Origin of the sequence: Micromonospora sp. RTP1Z1 (genome assembly GCF_033804685.1) — a bacterium.
GTDB lineage: Bacteria > Actinomycetota > Actinomycetes > Mycobacteriales > Micromonosporaceae > Micromonospora.
In genome coordinates, this window is record NZ_JAPFQV010000001.1 from 1 (window position 1) to 19393 (window position 19393).

Consider the following 19393-nt stretch of genomic DNA (forward strand, 5'->3'; position numbering starts at 1 on the left):
TCGGACAGATCAGTGCGATACGGACGGCGAGGAGTCGTCATACATCGATCATCGCGAACCGCTCCGCTCGAGCCCAGCAAGGCATCAACCGGCGTGTATTAGATCCAACCCGACCAAGACGCCCTCTAAGAACACGCCATTGGCGTTGACAACAGACCTCAAGATCGGGACCGCATCGCCAGATCCCGACCCCGCCGGAGCGCGCCCACCCTGCTGACGATCTTTGCTTTCCGGCTTCCTCGCAGTTGACCTCCCAGCGGTCAAGGCGATCCTGCTCCGAGGTCAGGAGGAGGAGGAGTGCTGGTGGCACTTCGAAGCCGCCCGCGTGACTGACGACTGGCGAGCGGCCTGAACAGTAGACCCGGCTGGGCAGACGCTCCTGGGGCCGCTGTGCCGCGGGGTCGGCTGCGCCGCTGGGGTGTTGGCAGGATGGCGGGGTGAAGGCAGCGCTGACCTCGGAGACCGCCACACGACCAACTGCATTGCCCGTAGCCCGCGCTGGTGGGCGAAGTCCAGGAAGCCGGCGAAGTCGCGTTGCTCGTGTGTTCGTCCGGTCAGGTCGACGGAGCCGTCGGGCACCTCCCCGCAGGGCAGCAGGTGCGGGCGGCCGTCGATGACGATCCTGCGGTCCTCGCTTAGCACCGTGGACCTGTGGGGCAGGGCTCCCTCGCCGGAGATTGTGGACCCGACCCTTGTGAACTTCGACGCGCCTGCATATGGTCGCCTGAAACCGGTTTCTGTGAACCGCGCGTTACGGATCGAGGGAGTCATGGGCAGCAGTCGGCTCAACGTCCGGGAGATCGCCCGACTGGCCGGTGTCTCGGTCGCGACCGTCTCGCGGGTCTCCAACGGCACCGGCCAGGTGTCCGAGGAGATGCGCCGTCGGGTGCTCGAGGCAATCGAGAAGCACGGCTACCGCCCTCACCACCTCGGTCGCGCACTCGCCGCCGGTCGGCACGGCGCGCTGGGCCTGGTCTTCCCGGGCCTGTCCGGTCCGTACTTCACCGAGTTGATCCAGGGCTTCGAGTCCGAGGCCGTTCCGTCGCGGGCCAGCGTCCACATCCTCTGCACACATCTGCGTTCGGACTCCGACGCGCAGGTGCTGGAGATGGCCCGTCGGGTGGACGGGCTGGCGGTCATCGGCGGCACCATCTCCGACCCGACCCTGCTCCGGCTGGCGGAGATAGTGCCCGTCGTGGTCGTCGCCGGCGAGGGTCCCGGCGCCGTGCCCTCGGTACGGGCCGAGAACGCCGCCACCATGGCCGAGCTGACCCGGCACCTGCTACTCGATCATCAGCTGACCGACCTGGTGTTCGTGGGCAACCCCGAGGGGTCGCCCGACGTCAGCGAGCGCTGGGCCGGATTCCTCGCCGCCCACCGGGCGGCGGGGGTCACCCCGCCGGCCTCGCCGGTCGCGGTGAGCATGCAGCAGGCCGACGGCGTCCTCGCCGCCGAACAGTTGCTGCGCGCCGACAGCCGACCTGGCGGTGTGGTCTGCGCCAACGACGAGGCCGCCCTCGGTGTCCTCGTCGGAGCACTCGGTCGGGGCCTGCGGGTGCCGCAGGACGTCGTCATCACCGGCTTCGACGACGCCCCGATCGCCGCCCTGGTCAACCCGGCGCTGACCACCGTCCGCCAGCCGGTCCGCGAGCTGGCCGCCGAGGCGGCCCGGCTGATCCTCACCGCGGTGAACGAGCCCGGGCGCGCCCCCTCCGGCGACATCGTGCTGCCCACGGAACTCGTCCTGCGCCGCAGCTGCGGCTGTCCGGCGAACCCCATGACCGGAGGTACCGGCATATGAGGAGAACCCCCGTTCGCCCGCCCGTACGACATACCTGTTCGAGCAGTTGGGCCGCATCGCGGTCGATCGATTGACAACCATTGTGACCGCTGCCACAGTGAGTCCACTGTAAGCGCTTCCGGTAGGTGTAACCGCTTTTCATCCCGCTTTGGGGGCCCTGGTGAACCCGCAGGATCGACGGCAGGTGACGATCTACGAGGTCGCGCAGCGGGTGGGTGTCTCGATCGCCACTGTGTCCCGAGCCCTCCGGAGTAGCGGCGAGGTGGCCGGGGAGACCCGTCGGCGGGTCCTCGAGGTAGTGGAGGAGCTACAGTTCCGACCCAGTCGCCTGGGGCAGTCGCTGGCCGAGGGCCGGCACGCGGCCAACGGCATCGTCTTTCCGGACCTGTCCGGCCCGTACTACGCCGAGGTGATCCTCGGGTACGAAGAAGTCGCCGCGGAACTTGGCAGCAGCGTCCTGATCCTGGCCACGCACGGGCGGACGGATCCGGGCCGAAAGGTGCTTGATCTCGCCCGTCGTGTCGACGGCATGGCGATCATGGGCCGGACCGTGTCCGACGGCGTGGTCGCCCAGGTCGCCGCGACCGGAATGCCCACCGTCCTGCTGGCCCGGCCCCCGGTCGGCGAGTTGGACACCGTCACGACGGACAGCGACGCCAGCGCGCGCGAACTGATCGCCCATCTGCTCGCTCACGGCTACCGGCGGTTCGCCTACCTGGGCGACCCCGACGAGTCGTCCGACGTGACCGCCCGCTACGACGCCTTCCGTGCGGCGCTCGTCGACCGCGGAGTTCGGCCTCCGCGTGCGCCGATGCGCTGCGCCTTCGACGTACCAGCGGGGCAGGAAGCGGCGCTGCGAGCGCTCGCGGGATCGCCCCGACCCCAGGCGTTGGTCTGCGCGAACGACGAGGTCGCGCTAGGGGCGCTGGCGGCGGCGGAACAGCTGGGCCTGTCCGTCCCCGAGGACGTCGCGATCGTCGGCTGGGACGACGTGATGGCCGCCCGGTACGCGGGGCTCACCACGGTGCGCCAGCCGATGCGCGAGTTGGGCGCGACGGCTGCCCGGTGGCTGCAGGACCGGGTGGCGAACAGTCATCTCCCGGTACGGCGAGAGGTGCTGCGAACACAGCTCGTCATCCGCACGAGCTGCGGACAACATCCGATTGAAATGGAGGTTCCATGATGAGAACAGGGGCCCGTAGGGGCGTCGCCGTGACCCTCGCGGCGGTACTCGCGCTGGCCGGCTGCGGCCGCGACAGTGGCGGGGGCAACCAGGGGGCGGCCAAGCCCGTCGGCGAGGGCAAGGCGAAGGGCGACATCACGGTCTGGGCGATGGGCACCGAGGGCGAGAAGCTCTCGGTGATCGCCGATGACTTCATGAAGGAGAATCCGGACGCGAAGGTCACGGTGACCGCCGTTCCCTGGGACGGGGCACACGACAAGCTCGCCACGGCCATCGCCGGCAAGCAGACGCCCGACGTCAGCCTCATCGGCACCACGTGGATGGGGGAGTTCGCCAAGACCGGCGGGCTCGACGTGACCCCGTCCGATCTGATCAAGAAGGACGACTTCTACGAGGGCGCGTGGAACACCACGGTCGTGGACGGCACCTCCTACGGAGTGCCGTGGTACGTGGAAACGCGGCTGCTCTATGTGAACAAGGCAATTGCCACCAAGGCCGGGGTCACCACCCCACCGAAGAGCTGGGACGAGTTCAAGTCGGCGATCAAGGCGCTCAAGGACAAGGGCGGCGCCAAGTGGGGCGTCAACCTCCAGCCCGGCCAGACCGGTTCCTGGCAGACCGTCATGCCGTTCGTCTGGCAGAACGGCGGCGACGTGGCCAAGGACGGGAAGTTCACCCTCGACAGCCCCGAGGCGGTCGAGGCATTCGCCTTCTACAAGTCCTTCTTCGACGAGGGTCTCGCACCGAAGGACCTGCCGCAGGGCGCGCTTGAGCCGGCCTTCGTCAAGGGCCAGATCGGGGCGTTCGTCTCCGGCCCCTGGCACGTCACCATCCTCAAGGACCAGGGCGGCACCGGCAAGTACGACCTGTGGCCGATGCCCACCAAGCAGTCGGGCACCTCGTTCGTTGGCGGTGGAGACCTGGCGGTGTTCAAGGACGCGAAGAACCGTGACGGCGCCTGGAAGTTCGTCTCCTACCTCTCCCGCCCCGAGGTGCAAGCCAAGTGGTACAAGACGGCCACCGACCTGCCCGCGGTCAAGAAGGGCTGGGACGACCCGGCGCTGAGCGGCGACCCCCAGCTGTCGGCGTTCGGCAAGCAACTTGAAGACGCCAAGTCGCCGCCCACCATCGCCACCTGGGAGCAGGTGGCCGCGGCCATCGACGCCGAGGTCGAGAAGATGTGCAAGACGGGAGAGAAAGCGGAAGACGCCGCCAAGGCGATGCAGCAGCAAGCCACCTCGATCGGCACCGGGGCCTGACATGACCGCGGTCGCGTCCGACGCGTCCACCCGGAGGGGGCGCAGTGGCCTGCGCCTCCGCCGGGCCGCGGCCGGCTGGGGTTTCGCCCTTCCCTTCACCGTGCTGTTCGTGGTCTTCATGGCCGGGCCCGTGCTCGCCTCGCTGCTGATGAGCTTCACCGACATCCGTAGCGCTGACCTGCGGAACCCGCTCGGCGTCAACGCCGTCGGAATGCACAACTACGGCCGGCTGCTACATGACGAGCTGTTCGTCAAGGCCGCGGTGAACACCGCCATCTTCGTGCTCGCCGGTGTGCCGCTGACGATGGTGGTCGGACTGGCGGCGGCGCTCGGGTTGAATTCGGGCCTGACCCGGTTCCGGTCCCTGTTCCGGGTCGGCTACTACCTACCCGTCGTGACCAGCATCGTGGCGATCTCCGTGGTCTGGCGCTTCCTGCTCCAGCCGGACTCCGGTCTGCTCAACAGCCTGCTGGGAATGGTCGGCGTGCACGGGCCGAACTGGCTCTTCGACACCCGGCTCGCCCTGCCGTCGCTGATCGTGATGGCTGCCTGGCGCAACCTCGGCTACCAGATGGTGATCTTCCTTGCCGGTCTGCAGGCCATCCCGCAGGAGCTGTACGAGGCGGCACGCATCGACGGGGCGACCACCTGGCAACAGTTGCGGTACGTGACGCTGCCCGCGCTGCGCCCGACCCTGCTCTTCGTCGGGGTCATCGCCACCATCGGCTACCTCCAGTTCTTCGAGGAGCCGCTGGTGATGACCCGGGGCGGTCCGCTCAACTCGACGTTGTCGGTCTCGTACCACATCTACAACCAGTTCGGCTTCGGCAACTACGGCTACGCCGCCGCGATGAGCTACATCCTGTTCCTGGTGATCGTGCTGATGTCGATCCTGTGGTTCCGGCTGCTGCGCTCCGACGAGGGAAGGTGATCCGATGTCGACACCGGTGACCGCAACCGGTCGGCGGGAACGCTCGCCCGAGGCCCCGGAGGCAGCCGGACGGCGTACGACGCAGCGCCCTCGGGACCGGGTCGCCAGCATCGTCCTGCACGTTCTGCTGGTGATCGGGCTGCTCGTCATGGTCGGTCCGTTCGTCTGGATGCTGCTGTCGTCGTTGAAACCGGAAGGCGAGATCCGGCTCGTCCCAACGACCTGGTGGCCGCACCACGCGACACTCGGCAACTACCGGGACCTGTTCGCCAGGCTGAACTTCCCCACGTACTTCCTGAACTCGGCGGTCGTCGCCGGCCTGATCACCCTCGGCAATCTGATGTTCTGCTCGGCGGTCGGCTATGCCCTGGCCAAGCTCCGCTTTCCGGGCCGCCGCGCGCTGTTCGGTCTGGTCCTGGGGGCGGTGATGGTCCCCGGCATGGTGACCTTCGTGCCGTTGTTCGTGCTGGTCGCCAACATGGGCCTGACCAACACCTACGCCGGCCTGGTGCTGCCCTTCCTGGCCTGGGCGCTGGGGGCGTTCCTCATGCGCCAGTTCATGCTGTCCATACCGGACGAACTGATCGAGTCCGCGAGGGTGGACGGCGCCGGCGAGCTCCGAATCTTCCTCCGCGTCGTCCTGCCGCTGTGCCGCCCGGCGCTCGCCGCACTGGGCATCCTCAGCTTCCTCACCTTCTGGAACAGCTTCCTGTGGCCCCTCGTGGTGGCCACGACCGAGGACAAGTACACCCTTCCGGTCGCCCTCGCCCTGTTCAGCGTGGGCCAGAACCAGACCAAGTTCGGGCTGCTGCTCGCCGGTTCCGTGGTGGTGGTGCTGCCCGTGCTTATCGTCTTCCTCCTGCTGCAGCGGCACTTCGTCCGCGGCATCGCCACCACCGGCCTGAAATAGCCGTCCGACGGTGGCGTGACGACCCGGAACATCGACCTCCGGAGGTAGCCAATGATCCGTCCCTACCGTGTCGCCCTGGCGGCGGCACTCTCGCTCATCCTCGCCGCGTCCGGCGCGGCCAGCGCCGCCGCGGCGCCACCGACCAACTCCCTGGCGTCAGCCGCCGCCACGTCGGCCATCAGCCCGTCCACCATCACCGCATGGTCCACCGACACGTGGCGATCGTTGGCCGCGATGACCGACCCGCAGACCGGGCTGCCCGCCGACAACATCGGCGGCACCCTCGCTCCGGCGAGCCGTGCCCGTTACACCTCGCCCACCAACATCGGCGCGTACATCTGGTCGGCGATCACCGCCCGCAAGCTGCACGTCATCGGAGAGCGGGAGCAGGTGCGGCGTATCTCGCGCGCCCTCGACTCCCTCGCCAGGTTGGAGCGGCACCCCGACTCCGGCATGTTCTACAACTGGTACGACCCAGCCACCCTGCAACTGCTGCGGACCTGGCCGGAAAACGGCTCGACCGTCTTTCCCTTCGTGTCCAGCGTCGACAACGCCTGGCTGGCCGCCGCCCTGATGATCGTGCACAACGGGGTGCCGCAACTGCGCCACAAGTCCGACCCGCTGCTTGACGCCATGGACTTCGGCTTCTACTACGACTCACAGGCGCGCGGGCCGGATGTGCCGGCCGGGCTGATGCGCGGCGGCTTCTGGGTCGAGCCGCCCCCCGGCTGTTCGACCAAGGGCAACTACGAGCACCGCGGTGCGGACGTCTACTACACCTGCCACACCTACGGGGCGTTCAACAGCGAGACCCGGATGATCAGCTATGTGGCGATCGCGCTCGGCCAGGTGCCGCCCGCCCACTACTTCGCGCCCTGGCGTACCTTCCCCGACACCTGTGACTGGTCCTGGCAGGAGATGCGTCCGGTCGGCGAGTGGCGGGAGTACCTGGGGGTGCCGGTCTTCGAGGGCGCCTACCGCTACCGGGGCCTGCAGTTCGTGCCCACCTGGGGCGGTGACATGTTCGAGGCTCTCATGCCGGACATGTTCGTGCCCGAGGAGCAGTGGGGCCCGGACAGCTGGGCCCGGAACCACCCGGTCTACGTGCGTGGCCAGATCGAGCACGGCATGAACGACGCGAAGTACGGCCACTGGGGCTTCTCGCCTGCCTCGGACCCCCAGGGCGGCTACCGGGAGTACGGGGTGGACGCCATGGGGCTCGACACCAACGGCTACACCAGCGACGAGGAACGCACCAGCGTCGACTACGGCTTCGCGGGCTGCGAGGGCCGACCCGCCCAGCCCCTGCCCACCGCGTACGGCGATGGCGTCGTGACCCCGCACGCGGTGTTCCTCGCCATGCGCTACGCGCCGGCCGACGCGCAGGCCGAGCTGACGCGGCTGCGCAACCAGTTCGACAGCTACGGGCCCGGCGGCTTCTACGACTCCGTGGCCGTGCGCAGCGGCACCGTCGCGAAGCGGTACCTGGCGCTCGACCAGGGCATGATCATGGCCGCGCTCGGCAACCTGTACGGCGGCGACATCCTGCGGAAGGAGTTCACCCGCGGCGGCGCCGAGCGGTTCCTGCACCCGGTGATGCGGATCGAGGAGTTCTCCGTACCAGCCGAGCAGTAGCGGGGTTCGCAGCCGGAGCCTCGCCGGCTCCGGCTGCGGACCGCCGGGCCCGCGGCGCCAGTCGGCCCGGCACACCAGGTAGCCGACGGCCTCCGGCGTTGGGTTCCAGCCCAAGGGTGATGTGGCCCCGACGGCGTGGGCCTGAGGGGTGGCGCTTTCCCGGTCACGCTCCGGCGAGCTCGACCAGGACCACACCGGGTTGCGGTAGCGCCAGGTCGATGACGCAGGCGCTGCCGTCGCTGTCCGACTGCACCTTTTCCGCCGGCAGGGTGTCGACGGCGCGCAGCGCCTCCCACTGCTCGTCGGTGGGCCAGTCGCCGACCGCGAGCCGCTGAGCGAGGGTGGTGACGTCGCCGTGCTCACGGTCGAGCCGGGTGACCAACGCCGGCCGGCCGGCGGCCCCGCCGACGGTCAGCCGGACCCGCCGGGTCAGCGACGCGGCGCCGTCGCGCTTGGACTGGTCGAGGGTGCTGTTCCACACCAGGATTGCCAGGCTGCCGTCGTCGCGCCGGCTGGCCCAGGTCTGCACCAGGCCCTCTGCGCCGTCCCCGTCGGCGGTGACCGGCAGTTCGGTGTCGCCGAGCTGGGCGAGCATCCACAGCGCGTGGTAGCGGGGCTTGGCGATTCCCCCGACGGTGATCAGCCCGAAGCCGCCGTGCAGCAGACGGGGCGGCCGGCCGAGTTCCTCGAAGTGGTCGCTGGCCACCCAGTAGGACAGCGCATCGACCCGACCGGCCGCCGACCGCATCCCGGTGAGCAGGAACGCCGCGGCGGAGGCGCCGTCGTTGACCGGGTGGAAGTGGGTGGGGGTCACCCCCCATTCGGTCCACAGGATCCGCGCGTCCGGCACGCCCAGGCGGGCCAGGGTGGGCCGCAGGTCCAGCGGGGGACTGCCATAGGTGTGCGTGGAGACGAAGTCCACCGGAGCGCCGGTGGTGGCGGCGTGTTCCAGCAGGGCGTCCACCCAGCCGGCCGCCGCGGAGGACGGCCCGCCGACCGGGATGCGCGGGTCGACGTCCTTGACGGCGCGGGCCGTGACGTCGTACAGCCACATCCACTCTTCCCGGGTGCCCGACCAGAACACCTCCAGGTTCGCCTCGTTCCACACCTCGAAGTCCCAGCCGAGCACCTGCTCGCCGTAGCGGTCGAGCAGGTGGGCGACCAGAGCGCGGACCAGGTTGGCCCAGCGGCCCCAGTCCCGGGGCGGGGAGATGACACCCCGGTAGCCGAACACCGTGCGCTCGGGGTCGCTGGCCAGATCACGGGGCATGAATCCGATCTCGACCACCGGTCGCAGCCCCACGGACAGGAGAAGGTCGTAGACCTCGTCGACACGACTGAAGTCGTACACCGGCTGGCCGTCCACCTCGCGGTAGACACCGAGGTCGTCGTGCAGGATCGCGTGCGCGCGGACGGCGTCGACACCGATCTCGTCATGCACCCGGCGCAGCGCGGCCAGCAGCTCGATGCCGATTTCCCGGCCGCCCGAGGTGTCCCGGCACAGCAGTTGGGACAGCCGCTCACTGCCGATCATCGGCCGCCATGGCCGGTACAGGGCCGACCCGTCGGCCGCGGCGTCCAGCCGCAGCGACACCGTGGGCGGCTCGTCGCCGACCGGCTGGGCCGTGGCCGGCACCGGTTCGCTCAGCGGCCCGGTGAGGGTCACCTCCGGCACGGAGGCGACCGCGTAGGCATATCGCCGGCCAGGCTCGCCGGTGGTGTCGACGTACCAGGTGTCGGGCACGGCGAGGACGTCACCGCCGAGGTGGTCGACCGGGGTGAACCCGCCGTCGGGTGTCCCGTCGTCCGGTGGGGCGCGGTGCACCAGGTAGCCCACGGCGCCGTCCACCGGCTGCCAGGCGAGGCGGACGTGGCCGACGCCCTCGCGGGCGGTCAGCCCGGCCGGCGGCGGCAGTTCCGGTGCTGGTCGTACGCCGCTGTCGTCGCTGCGCCGGGCGATACGGGCCTTCCAATCGGATCGAGCGGAGGACGGCTGCTGGTCGTTGACGTTCGTCACCGGGCGCCTCCAGGCCTCTCGGTTGGTCCGTCCGAGCACTGTAACCGGTTACCGCATCAAGTTCGAGCGGTGCCCGTACTCCATGTCCGGCACGGCAACCCTGAATCCGAGGGTGAGTTCCTCGTGTCAACTCGTACGCCGAATGCGGTATCTGGCGGCTGCGGCCACCAGACCGAGCACGAACGGAACGACGATGGCAACCGGCAGCGAGCCCCCTGCGGTCAGAGTCCGCTTTCCGGCCACCGTCACGTGTACCGGCTTGCTCACCACCAGCGGGCCGGTGCCCGCCGTGGAGTCGCCGCCGGTCATGAGCACGACGTAGACGTCGAAACTGCCGGTGTTGACGGCCTGGAACTGCCAGGACAGCGGCGTACTGCTGCCTCGCCCGGATCGGGTCGGTGCCCGGCTCGAACGTCATCTCGATCGACGACAATCCCGGGAGCATGCGGGACTCGAGCTTGGCCAGCCACGGGATCCCGTTGAAGAACTCGTTCTCCATCGGGTTGGTGATCAGATTCTCCACCTCCTCGGCGGAGAGCCCGAGCGCCTCGACCTGCACGTCCACCCGCACCGGCCCGAACTCCGGCAGGGCCTCGACCGACGTGTTGCGAAGCTGTACGAAGCCGACGGCCATCAGGGCGACGGCGATGGCGAGCACCAGTCGTTGATATTTGACGCTTGACCCGACGATCCACCGCATCATGGCCCGAGACCTCTCAGTTGGAGTTCATCGGTCTGCCGACCGGGGCCAAGATTGACGCCGTCCGCTCACGCTCTGCTCACAATGGGCTCACAGCTCGGCGGAGCCGTACGACAGAACCTGGACGGCGAGCAACGCCGACGCCTCGACGAGGAGGAGGTCGAGCAGATCGAGCCGGTACGTCCGCCCGAGCTCAACCGGGAGTCCAACCGCTCGGCCACCGGCTGGAGCTCTTCTTCGACCTGGCGTTCGTGCTCTTCGTGGCGCGCTGCGCCGACCTGCTCGCCACGGACGAGACGTGGACCGGTGGGCTGCAGTTCGCCGCGGTTCTTTCCGTCGGTTGGTGGGCCTGGGCCAGCACCACCCTGTACGCGAACCGCTTCGACACCGACGCCGGTGTTCCGGCTGCTCACCCTGACCGCGATGGCCGGGGTGGTGGGGATGGCCGGCCTCCGTGGACGACATCGACGAGCAGACCGGGCGGTGGTTCGCCCTGGCGTACGCGCTGGTCCGGCTGGTGCTCATCGTCGGCTACCTGCCTGTGGCGTCGGCGTCCTGGTCGGCCAGCTGGGGTATCGCTCACGCCGGCCAGAGGCCACTTCCCAGTCTCTGGAGGTGCCCTTTCTGCTTGGGTACAGCAGCTAAGTGCATGGTCGAGAAGGCCAAGAGCCCAGATCAAGGCACCTTCCAAACGGACGGCCTGCCTCAGACGGCGAGCGCCAGCAACGCCCGTTCCTGCCCTGTGCCGTGATGTTCACGCTGTTCAGCAAGGTGGCCAACGCCGGTCTCCCGGACGACCTGGACCGGTCAGCGCAGTCCGGCGAACAGGTCGTCCTCGGGTAGCGGCGCGCCAGTGGTGTCGCGGACCCGGACGAAGGTCTCCATGCCCATCAGTTCGGTGAACCGCTCCCTGCCCAGTTGCAGGAAGAAGATGTTCTCGGTCTGACTGGCATGCATGGCCAACGCGTCGAACTTCTGCGCGCCGTAGCTGCTCGTGTCCACCCAGGTGGTGATCTCGTCGTCGGGCAGGCCGAGCTGCGGCCCCGGCTCCGCCGACGACGCGTCCGGCTCGGCCCACTCGACGCCGAGCTCCTGCATGAGTCGGCCGAATTCCGCGAACGCCGAGCGCGGCACAGTGGTCCAGTACACCTTCGCGGGGATGTCGGTCTTCGCGACGGCCGCCATGGTGATCCTGTGGGCCTGGATATGGTCCGGGTGGCCGTAGAAGCCGTTCTCGTCGTAGGTGACGACGACGTCCGGCCGGTACTGTCGGATCAGCTCCGCCAGCCGGTCCGCCGCCTCCGCCACCGGCGTGGTCCAGAACGCGCCGGGCAGATCGTTGGTCGGCCAGCCCATCATCCCGGAATCGGCATAGCCGAGGGTCTCCAGGTGGGTGACCTTCAACGCCGCGCAGCTAGCCTCCAGTTCGTCCTGCCGCATCGCCACCACGGCGGCCGGGTCGTGCCCCGGGTCGCTGGGCTTGACGCCGTCGGGGCCGTCGCCACACCGCCCGTCGGTGCAGGTCACCAGCACTGTCGAAATACCTTCCGCCGCGTAGCGGGCAAGGACACCGCCGGTGCTCGTCGCCTCGTCGTCGGGGTGGGCGTGCACCGCCATCAAGGTCAGAGATCGCTCAGCCATGCCATCACCCTACGAGGGTCGTCGCGACCGCACGAGGGCAGCGGACCACGCCGTTGGTTCCAGGAAACGGACTTGGTCGCCAGATTCGACGGAGCAGGCTGGCGACCGGGTACGGCGGGGGCCACCGCCGACTAACGGGCGTGATGGCCCCGGCGGCGGGTGGCGGTGGTCAGCACCCGTACGCCGCGGCGACCCGCTCCCAGCAGGGCGAGCAGCGAGGGTACGACGGCGATGGCCAGGGCGACGGCTCCTTGCCGGGCGGCGAGCGCGGTCAGCCCGCCAGCGCGGGATCGGAGCCAGGCACAGCGTCAGCAGCCACCGCCGTGGGCCCTGACAGTTTCGGTCAGCCCACCTTGGGCGCGGCGCGGGAGATGATCGTGGCGAAGTCGACGCCGCTCGGCAGTGTGCCGAATGCCTGGCCGTGGTCGCCCCCGAGCCGGGAGGCGCAGAAGGCGTCGGCGATGGCGGGGTGGCCGTGCCGCACCAACAGCGAGCCTTGCAGGACCAGTGCGAGCCGTTCGACGACGCGGCGGGCCCGCAGTTCGAGGTCGCCGTGGTCGGACAGGTCAGCCTGCACCTGGCGTAGCGCGGCGTCGAGCCGCGCGTCGGCGCCGGCGGCGGCGGTCACCTCGGCCCGGAACGCCTCCATGACCTGGGACTCGTTGGTGATAGCACGCAGTACGTCCAGCGCGGCGACGTTGCCGGAGCCCTCCCAGATCGAGTTCAGTGGCGACTCGCGGAACAGCCGCGGCATGCCCGACTCCTCGACATAGCCGTTGCCGCCCAGGCATTCGAGGGCCTCGGCGGCGTGCGCCGGCCAGCGCTTGCAGACCCAGTACTTGCCGACGGCGAGGGCGAGCCGTTTGAACGCGGTCTCGCTGGCGTCGCCGCGCGCGGATCGGTCGGTCGCTCCGGCGAGCCGCATCATGAGGACGGTGGCGGCCTCGGACTCGACCGCGAGGTCGGCGAGCACGTTGCGCATCAGCGGCTGGTCGACGAGGTACCGGCCGAAGGTCCGCCGGTGGGTGGCGTGGTGGGCGGCGGTGATCACCCCTTGGCGCATCCCGGCCGCCGCGCCGATGACGCAGTCGAGGCGAGTCAGGTTGACCATGTCGATGATGGTGCGCACGCCACGGCCCTCGTCTCCGACGCGCCAGGCGGCCGCGTGCTCGTACTCGACCTCCGCCGATGCGTTGGACCGGTTGCCGAGTTTGTCCTTGAGGCGCATCAGCCGCATCGTGTTGCGCGTGCCGTCCGGCAGGACACGTGGGACGAGAAAGCAGGTGAGTCCGCCCGGCGCCTGAGCGAGGGTGAGGAAGATGTCGCACATCGGGGCCGACGTGAACCACTTGTGCCCGAGGAGTCGGTAGGTGCCGTCCGGCTCGGCGCGAGCAATGGTGGTGTTGGCGCGCACGTCCGAGCCGCCCTGCTTCTCCGTCATTGACATGCCGGCCAGCAGCCCCCGCTTGCCCAGCGGCGGACGCAGCCCGAAGTCGTACGCCTTGGCGGTGAGCAGCGGCTCGTACTGCGCGGCCAGCTCCGGGTTGTGCCGCAGCGCCGGCACGGCCGCGTAGGTCATCGAGATCGGGCAGCCGTGGCCGGCGTCGGGGCGCCAGGTGTAGAACTTGGCCGCCCGGGCCACGTGTGCGCCTGGCCGGCCATCCGCCCACGGTGCGGCGTGCAGGCCGTGCGTGACTGCGGTGCGCATCAGCTCGTGCCAGGCCGGGTGGAACTCCACCTCGTCGATCCGGTGGCCGTAGCGGTCGTGGGTGCGTAGGACCGGCGGGTGTTCGTTCGCCAGCCGCCCGTACTCGATCGCCTGCTCGGTACCGCCGATCCGGCCGAGCTCATGCAACTCGGCGGCGGCCCAGCCGGCGCCCTCCCGCTCGAGCCCGTCGAGCAGTGCCGGGTCGTCCGCCGCGTCGTAGCCGGTCAGCGTGGGAACCTGGTTGAAGACCTCGTGTGTCGTCAGGGCGATACTCCGAGCGCGCGGTGGATGAACGTGATCAGGCTGGGGATGGTGCTCGGGCCGGCGACCCCGGCGGCCAGCGGGCCGACCATGGCCTCGGCCAGGGCGCCGACGAGTGCGGTCGCGGTCACGTCCGGGTCTTGCGGGGGCAGTTCACCGCTCGCCACACCCGCCGCGACGTACCCGGCGATCAGTTCGGCGTACGCACGGCGGAAGACGAGCCGCTCGGCGTCGACCGCCGGGTCGACCGGCTCGGCGAGCAGGGCGTACGCCAACCGTGGGGACTGCAGCGCGCGGCCGGAGAACGTCTCGATGACGGCTGACACCTGCTTGGCGACGGTGGCCTGCAGCGCCGCGGCGCGCGCGACCGCGTCCACTTCGCGCTGGGAGGCCGTGCGGAACACCTCGGCGAACAGGTCGGCCTTGGTGGGGAAGTGGCGGTAGACGCTGCCGGTCGCCATGCCGGCCCGCCCGGCGACGGCGGCGACCGAGCAACCGGCGTATCCCTGCCCGGCCATGATCTCCAGTGCGGCGGCAATGATCCGCTCCCGGGAGGCGCTCAGCCGAGCTTTCACACGCTCGGTGCTCCGGTAGGCCACGCAAGAAGTGAACCATCATTCAACCCTTGGCGGCAAGGTGGCGCCCATCCCTCGTCGCCTCGAAGTACGGCAGCCGAGCGACCCCTTCTGCGGTCCACGAGGAGTCGGGCGGGCGCCTTTCCACGTCCGCTTGCTTGCCGAGTGCCGGGTTTACTGAGCGGATCGGTTGCAGCTTGGCTCAGCGCCCCGTCGTGATCTTGGTACGGCTCGGGCGATCAGGTAGCGTCCCCTGTCACACCGTCTTTGCACCATCCCTGGCTGCCTGTCATACCGGGGTCGATCGGAGGGACACTGCCGTGAGGTTCCATAGCGCCGTCCGCAAGGCTGGCCTCATCGTGGCGATCGCCGCCCTCGCGGCGAGCGCGGGATGCGCCAAGAAGGATGAGGGCGAGGTCCAGGCGGGCGGGGTCAAGCTCATCGAGAAGGGCAAGCTCACCGTCTGCACCCACCTGCCGTACGCGCCCTTCCAGTCGAAGGACGCCAGCGGCAAGGTGATCGGGTTCGACGTCGACGTGATGGACCTGGTCGCCAAGCAACTGGGCGTCGAGCAGACGATCGTCGACACGCCGTTCGAGGGGATCAAGTCCGGCCAGGACCTGAACACCGGCAAGTGCGACACGGCCGCGGCCGGCATGACGATCACCGAGGAACGGCAGAAGGTGATGAACTTCTCTGATCCCTACTTCGACGCCACCCAGGCGATGCTGGTCAAGACCGGCAAGACGTACAAGTCGCTCGACGACCTCAAGGGCAAGAAGGTCGGCGTCCAGGCGGCAACCACGGGCCGTGACTACGCCCGGAAGTTCGAGAAGGAGAAGGGCCTGCAACTCGTCGAGTTCGAGGATCTCGCCGCCCTGCAGCAGGCCCTCGCCAACGGCCAGATCGAGGCCGCCGTCAACGACCTGCCGGTCTGGACCGAGTACATCAAGGAGCACCAGGGCGGGTTCGAGGTGACCGCCGAGTTCGACACCGGCGAGCAGTACGGGTTCTCGGTGAAGAAGGACAGCAACCCGGAACTGCTCAAGAAGATCAACGAGGTGCTGGCCAAGGCCAAGCAGGACGGCAGCTACGACAAGATCTACGAGAAGTGGATCGGCAAGCAGCCGAACGCGTGATCCAATCTCCTGGCCGGAGGGCGCGTGCCTGGCGCGCGCCCTCCGCGTCGGCAACCTCCGCACAGTCAAGGAGCGTCGAACGGTGAAGCTGCGGCGCCGCCAGCGAGAGCGGCTGTCCCTCTGGCTCCAGTACCTGGCCTTCATCGCCATCATCGCCGTGGCGATCTTTGCCGCGGACTGGGGCAGGCTGAGAGAGGCATTCTTCCGGGTCGACATCATCGAGTCGATGTTCCCGACGATCATCACCGTCGCGCTGCGCAACACGATCCTCTACACGCTGGGTGCGTTCGCCTTCGGCCTCGTGTTCGGCACCATCCTCGCGCTGATGCGGCTGTCACGGGTGGCTCCGTACCGCTGGCTGGCGACGGCGTACATCGAGCTGTTCCGGGGTCTGCCCGCGCTGCTGGTGCTCTTCCTCGTCGGGTACGGCATTCCCATCGCCTTCCCGGAGCGGGAGATTCCGGGCGGCGTGTTCGGTTCGATCGCGATCGGTCTCGGGTTGACCGCCGCGGCGTACATGGCCGAGACCATCCGGGCCGGCATCCAGGCCGTGCCGAAGGGGCAGATGGAGGCGGCCCGCACCCTCGGCATGTCGCACTTCACCGCGATGCGCACCATCGTCATCCCGCAGGCGTTCCGGATCGTGATCCCGCCGCTGACGAACGAACTCATCCTGCTCACCAAGGACTCGTCGCTCGCCTACGTGCTCGGCGTGACGGCGCAGACCATCGAGGTCACCAAGTTCGGTCGGGACATGCTCAACGATCGGGTGAACGCCACCCCGCTGCTGGTGGCCGGCCTCGCCTACCTGATCATCACCCTGCCCCTCTCCCAGGTGGTACGACGCCTCGAACTCCGCTACGCCAAGGCTCGGTGACCCGCATGACGACTACCCAAACCCGGCCCGCCGTCGAGATCCGCGACCTGCACAAGTCCTTCGGGCCGCTCGAAGTGCTCAAGGGCATCGACTTCGAGGTCGGCCACGGCGAGGTGGTCTGCGTCATCGGGCCGTCCGGGTCCGGCAAGTCGACGCTGCTGCGGTGCGTCAACCTGCTGGAGGAGCCGACCGCCGGCAAGATCTGGGTGAACGGGATCGAGATGACCGACCCGGACGTCGAGATCGACTCGGTACGCCGCGGCATCGGCATGGTCTTCCAGTCGTTCAACCTCTTCCCGCACCTGACCGTGCTGGACAACCTCACCATCGCCCAGCGCCGGGTGCTCCGGCGCGGCCGCGCCGAGGCCGAGCGGATCGCGCGAGACAACCTGGAACGGGTCGGCCTGACCGACAAGGCCGGCGTGTTCCCGGCGCAGCTCTCCGGAGGGCAGCAGCAGCGGGCGGCGATCGCCCGATCGCTGTCGATGGAACCCAAGCTGATGCTCTTCGACGAGCCGACCTCCGCGCTCGATCCGGAACTGGTCGGCGACGTCCTCACCGTCATGCGCAAGCTGGCCGAGGACGGCATGACGATGTTGGTGGTGACCCACGAGATGGCGTTCGCCCGGGACGTCGCCGACCGGGTGGTGTTCATGGACGGCGGCGTGGTGGTCGAGCAGGGTCCGCCGCAGGAGGTGCTCGGCGCGCCGCGGCACGAACGGACCCGCTCGTTCCTCGCTCGGGTCCTCGACCCGACTCATGTTGCGCAGCTTGGGCAGCCCGACCAGTCCGCCGAGCCACCCGAGCCGCCCAGCCTGCCGGCCGACGACCGCCACAACCTGTGACAGCTGCTCATCCTGACCCGTGCACGCCGTGTGAAGCGTATGGGTACTGGGTGACCAGATGGCCGACTGGGCCGTCCGTAACGCTGCCGCCCTTCAGGTCAAGTACATCATCTGGTACGGCCGTATCCACTATGCCGGCGGCTCCGGCTGGCAGTACTACTGCAACTCGGCACTGACCAGCGCCCAGTGCGCCAACGCCACGCCCGGCGATGTGGCGACGCTGCAGCATCTGGACCACGTCCACATCTCGGTCCACCACTGACGAGGGTGAAGCGACCGGGTGGGCGCGCTGATCACCAGGCGCAGGGCGCGTAGTCCTTCAGGAAGCAGCCGTACAGGTCTTCGCCCTGTTCACCGCGGACGATCGGGTCGTACACCCGGGCTGCGCCGTCGATCAGGTCCAGCGGGGCGTGGAAGCCGGCGTCCGCCAGCCGCATCTTCGTCGGGTGGGGCCGCTCGTCGGTGATCCAGCCGGTGTCGACGCTGGTCATCAGGATGCCGTCGGCCAGCATCTCCTGGGCGCTGGTCCGGGTCAGCATGTTCAGCGCGGCCTTGGCCATGTTGGTGTGCGGGTGCCCCGGCCCCTTGTAGCCGCGGGCGAACTGGCCCTCCATCGCCGACACGTTCACCACGTACTTGCGGCGGGCGGTCGCTGCGGCCATCACCGGTCGCAGCCGGCTGACCAGTACGAACGGCGCGGTCACATTGCACAGCTGCACCTCGAGCAACTCGACCGGGTTCACCTCGTCCACCCGCTGCACCCAGCTGTTGACCGGGTCGAGGTCCGGCACCAGACCGCCGGCGTCGATGGCGGTGGCTGCCGCGATCCGGTCCGGCGAGGCGGAGCCGCTGGTCAGCGCCAGCGCGGTGAGCGCGTGCGGGGTGATCGCGGCTGACTGCGGCGGGGCGGTCAGGCTGCCCGCCGGGTCGCCCCGGCCGGCCGGTTTGGCGAACGTGATCATCTCCGGCAGTGGCCCGTCGGGCAGGGCCGCCGCCTCCGCGGCGACGAGCTGCGCGTACGCCCCGGCCGTGCGGCGGACGGTCTGCGCCGCGTTGTTGATCAGGATGTCGAGTGGTCCCTGGCTGCTGACCGAGTCGGCGAGGGCGATCACCTGGGCGGGGTCGCGCAGGTCGATCCCGACGATCCGCAGGCGGTGCAGCCAGTCCCCGCTGTCCGGCATCGCGGCGAATCGGCGGACCGCGTCGTGTGGAAACCGCGTGGTCACCGTGGTGTGCGCGCCGTCGCGCAGCAGCCGCAGCGCGATGTACATGCCGATCTTCGCCCGGCCGCCCGTGAGCAGCGCGCGCCGGCCGGTCAGGTCGGTGCGGGCGTCGCGGCGCTCCCGGTTGAGCGCGGCGCAGGGCGGGCAGAGCTGATGGTAGAAGGCGTCCACCTCGCGGTAGCGCTGCTTGCAGACGTAGCAGCCGCGCGGATTGTGCAGGACGCCGGCCGTGGCGCCCACGGTGGGGGAGGCGAGCGGGACGCCCTGGGTCTCGTCGTCGATCCGGCCCGGGGCGCCGGTGGCGGTGGCCGCCGTCACCGCGCGGTCGGCCGCCGCGATGGCATCCCGCCGTTCCTCGCGTCGTCGCTGCTTGATCACCTTGTAGAGCTTCGCGGTGGCCCGTTGCACCCGCACCACGTCGGGGTGATCGGGAGGCAGGTCCTCCAACGCCTCAAAGACGCTGAGACAGGTCTCCAGCCGGCTGGGGTCAATGCCGTGTCGACCGGTTTCGGTAATGTTGTCCGCCGTCATGCCGTCGCTGTCTCATCCCGTTCCCTGCGCCGGAGCTACCCGGCCCACCCCAAGTCCGACCCGGAACTGTACGCACCGCACGGCCCAAGGCGCATCCCGCGTCTGTTGATCAGCCCGAGGACCGTCGAGGCCAACCTCGCCCCGGCGCCTTCGTGGC

The 19393-nt window shown here is 69.4% G+C and carries 18 protein-coding genes and 1 pseudogene; 11 read left to right on the forward strand and 8 right to left on the reverse strand.

What is annotated here, in order from left to right:
• The first annotated feature begins 769 nt into the window (after window positions 1–769).
• From SLP03_RS00005 to SLP03_RS00025, 5 genes are all read left to right on the forward strand, one after another.
• Window positions 770–1801 (forward strand): LacI family DNA-binding transcriptional regulator, encoded by a 1032-nt coding sequence (locus SLP03_RS00005; protein ID WP_319458356.1) that lies wholly within the window; start codon window positions 770–772, stop codon window positions 1799–1801.
• Window positions 1802–1985: 184 nt separating this feature from the next.
• Window positions 1986–2984, forward strand: a complete 999-nt coding sequence (locus tag SLP03_RS00010) for a LacI family DNA-binding transcriptional regulator (protein WP_319458357.1) — start codon at window positions 1986–1988, stop codon at window positions 2982–2984.
• The gene (locus SLP03_RS00015) at window positions 2981–4243 is read left to right on the forward strand and encodes a sugar ABC transporter substrate-binding protein (RefSeq protein ID WP_319458358.1); all 1263 of its coding nucleotides are present in this window, start codon (window positions 2981–2983) and stop codon (window positions 4241–4243) included. Before SLP03_RS00010 ends, SLP03_RS00015 begins: the two co-directional genes overlap by 4 nt.
• A gap of 1 nt (window position 4244) precedes the next feature.
• Window positions 4245–5174, forward strand: coding sequence for a sugar ABC transporter permease (locus tag SLP03_RS00020; protein ID WP_319458359.1), 930 nt, complete (start codon window positions 4245–4247; stop codon window positions 5172–5174).
• A gap of 4 nt (window positions 5175–5178) precedes the next feature.
• Complete coding sequence (locus SLP03_RS00025) at window positions 5179–6084, forward strand: carbohydrate ABC transporter permease (protein ID WP_319458360.1); 906 nt, start codon at window positions 5179–5181, stop codon at window positions 6082–6084.
• 62 nt (window positions 6085–6146) lie between these two features.
• Here SLP03_RS00025 and SLP03_RS00030 read toward each other — a convergent pair whose 3' ends face one another.
• A complete protein-coding gene (locus SLP03_RS00030) occupies window positions 6147–6299 on the reverse strand; it encodes a hypothetical protein (protein ID WP_319458361.1) in 153 nt (50 codons plus the stop codon).
• Window positions 6300–6318: 19 nt separating this feature from the next.
• On the opposite strand from SLP03_RS00030, the gene SLP03_RS00035 reads away from it, so the two are divergent.
• Window positions 6319–7719 (forward strand): glucoamylase family protein, encoded by a 1401-nt coding sequence (locus SLP03_RS00035; protein WP_319458362.1) that lies wholly within the window; start codon window positions 6319–6321, stop codon window positions 7717–7719.
• A gap of 163 nt (window positions 7720–7882) precedes the next feature.
• Here the strand turns inward: SLP03_RS00035 and SLP03_RS00040 are convergent, their stop codons facing one another.
• The 3 genes and pseudogenes from SLP03_RS00040 to SLP03_RS31460 form a co-directional block, all read right to left on the reverse strand.
• Window positions 7883–9736: a GH39 family glycosyl hydrolase gene (locus SLP03_RS00040; RefSeq protein WP_319458363.1), complete on the reverse strand. Its 1854-nt coding sequence runs from the start codon at window positions 9734–9736 to the stop codon at window positions 7883–7885.
• 126 nt (window positions 9737–9862) lie between these two features.
• Window positions 9863–10045, reverse strand: coding sequence for a hypothetical protein (locus SLP03_RS00045; RefSeq protein ID WP_319458364.1), 183 nt, complete (start codon window positions 10043–10045; stop codon window positions 9863–9865).
• Between the two features lie 118 nt (window positions 10046–10163).
• Window positions 10164–10439: pseudogene (locus tag SLP03_RS31460) on the reverse strand (efflux RND transporter permease subunit); the annotation flags it as partial.
• Window positions 10440–10696: 257 nt separating this feature from the next.
• Here SLP03_RS31460 and SLP03_RS00055 point away from each other — a divergent pair.
• Entirely contained in the window at window positions 10697–11338 is a 642-nt protein-coding gene (locus SLP03_RS00055; protein ID WP_319458623.1) for a hypothetical protein, read from the forward strand.
• Here SLP03_RS00055 and SLP03_RS00060 read toward each other — a convergent pair.
• From SLP03_RS00060 to SLP03_RS00070, 3 genes are all read right to left on the reverse strand, one after another.
• Window positions 11244–12077 (reverse strand): PIG-L family deacetylase, encoded by an 834-nt coding sequence (locus tag SLP03_RS00060; RefSeq protein WP_319458366.1) that lies wholly within the window; start codon window positions 12075–12077, stop codon window positions 11244–11246. The genes SLP03_RS00055 and SLP03_RS00060 overlap by 95 nt on opposite strands.
• A 343-nt stretch (window positions 12078–12420) precedes the next feature.
• A complete protein-coding gene (locus SLP03_RS00065; RefSeq protein ID WP_319458624.1) occupies window positions 12421–14049 on the reverse strand; it encodes an isovaleryl-CoA dehydrogenase in 1629 nt (542 codons plus the stop codon).
• Window positions 14046–14645, reverse strand: coding sequence for a TetR/AcrR family transcriptional regulator (locus tag SLP03_RS00070; RefSeq protein ID WP_319458367.1), 600 nt, complete (start codon window positions 14643–14645; stop codon window positions 14046–14048). Before SLP03_RS00070 ends, SLP03_RS00065 begins: the two co-directional genes overlap by 4 nt.
• Window positions 14646–14941: 296 nt before the next feature.
• On the opposite strand from SLP03_RS00070, the gene SLP03_RS00075 reads away from it, so the two are divergent.
• The 4 genes from SLP03_RS00075 (at window position 14942) to SLP03_RS00090 (ending at window position 17744) form a co-directional block, all read left to right on the forward strand.
• Window positions 14942–15760, forward strand: a complete 819-nt coding sequence (locus tag SLP03_RS00075) for a basic amino acid ABC transporter substrate-binding protein (RefSeq protein ID WP_319458368.1) — start codon at window positions 14942–14944, stop codon at window positions 15758–15760.
• A gap of 82 nt (window positions 15761–15842) precedes the next feature.
• Window positions 15843–16637 carry an amino acid ABC transporter permease gene (locus SLP03_RS00080; RefSeq protein ID WP_319458369.1) on the forward strand — a complete coding sequence of 265 codons (795 nt, stop codon included), beginning with the start codon at window positions 15843–15845 and terminating at the stop codon, window positions 16635–16637.
• A gap of 5 nt (window positions 16638–16642) precedes the next feature.
• Window positions 16643–17482 carry an amino acid ABC transporter ATP-binding protein gene (locus SLP03_RS00085; RefSeq protein ID WP_319458370.1) on the forward strand — a complete coding sequence of 280 codons (840 nt, stop codon included), beginning with the start codon at window positions 16643–16645 and terminating at the stop codon, window positions 17480–17482.
• Between the two features lie 58 nt (window positions 17483–17540).
• Window positions 17541–17744, forward strand: a complete 204-nt coding sequence (locus SLP03_RS00090; protein ID WP_319458371.1) for a hypothetical protein — start codon at window positions 17541–17543, stop codon at window positions 17742–17744.
• 31 nt (window positions 17745–17775) lie between these two features.
• Here SLP03_RS00090 and SLP03_RS00095 read toward each other — a convergent pair whose 3' ends face one another.
• Window positions 17776–19236 carry an SDR family NAD(P)-dependent oxidoreductase gene (locus SLP03_RS00095; RefSeq protein ID WP_319458372.1) on the reverse strand — a complete coding sequence of 487 codons (1461 nt, stop codon included), beginning with the start codon at window positions 19234–19236 and terminating at the stop codon, window positions 17776–17778.
• Window positions 19237–19393: the final 157 nt, after the last annotated feature.

Bases quoted from the DNA above. Each gene is read 5' to 3' on its own strand.
- SLP03_RS00005 (WP_319458356.1), top strand. From the start codon at position 770: ATGGGCAGCAGTCGGCTCAACGTCCGGGAGATCGCCCGACTGGCCGGT.
- SLP03_RS00015 (WP_319458358.1), top strand. From the start codon at position 2,981: ATGATGAGAACAGGGGCCCGTAGGGGCGTCGCCGTGACCCTCGCGGCG.
- SLP03_RS00020 (WP_319458359.1), top strand. From the start codon at position 4,245: ATGACCGCGGTCGCGTCCGACGCGTCCACCCGGAGGGGGCGCAGTGGC.
- SLP03_RS00025 (WP_319458360.1), top strand. From the start codon at position 5,179: ATGTCGACACCGGTGACCGCAACCGGTCGGCGGGAACGCTCGCCCGAG.
- SLP03_RS00035 (WP_319458362.1), top strand. From the start codon at position 6,319: ATGACCGACCCGCAGACCGGGCTGCCCGCCGACAACATCGGCGGCACC.
- SLP03_RS00045 (WP_319458364.1), bottom strand. From the start codon at position 10,045: ATGACCGGCGGCGACTCCACGGCGGGCACCGGCCCGCTGGTGGTGAGC.
- SLP03_RS00060 (WP_319458366.1), bottom strand. From the start codon at position 12,077: ATGGCTGAGCGATCTCTGACCTTGATGGCGGTGCACGCCCACCCCGAC.
- SLP03_RS00085 (WP_319458370.1), top strand. From the start codon at position 16,643: ATGACGACTACCCAAACCCGGCCCGCCGTCGAGATCCGCGACCTGCAC.
- SLP03_RS00090 (WP_319458371.1), top strand. From the start codon at position 17,541: ATGGCCGACTGGGCCGTCCGTAACGCTGCCGCCCTTCAGGTCAAGTAC.
- SLP03_RS00095 (WP_319458372.1), bottom strand. From the start codon at position 19,236: ATGACGGCGGACAACATTACCGAAACCGGTCGACACGGCATTGACCCC.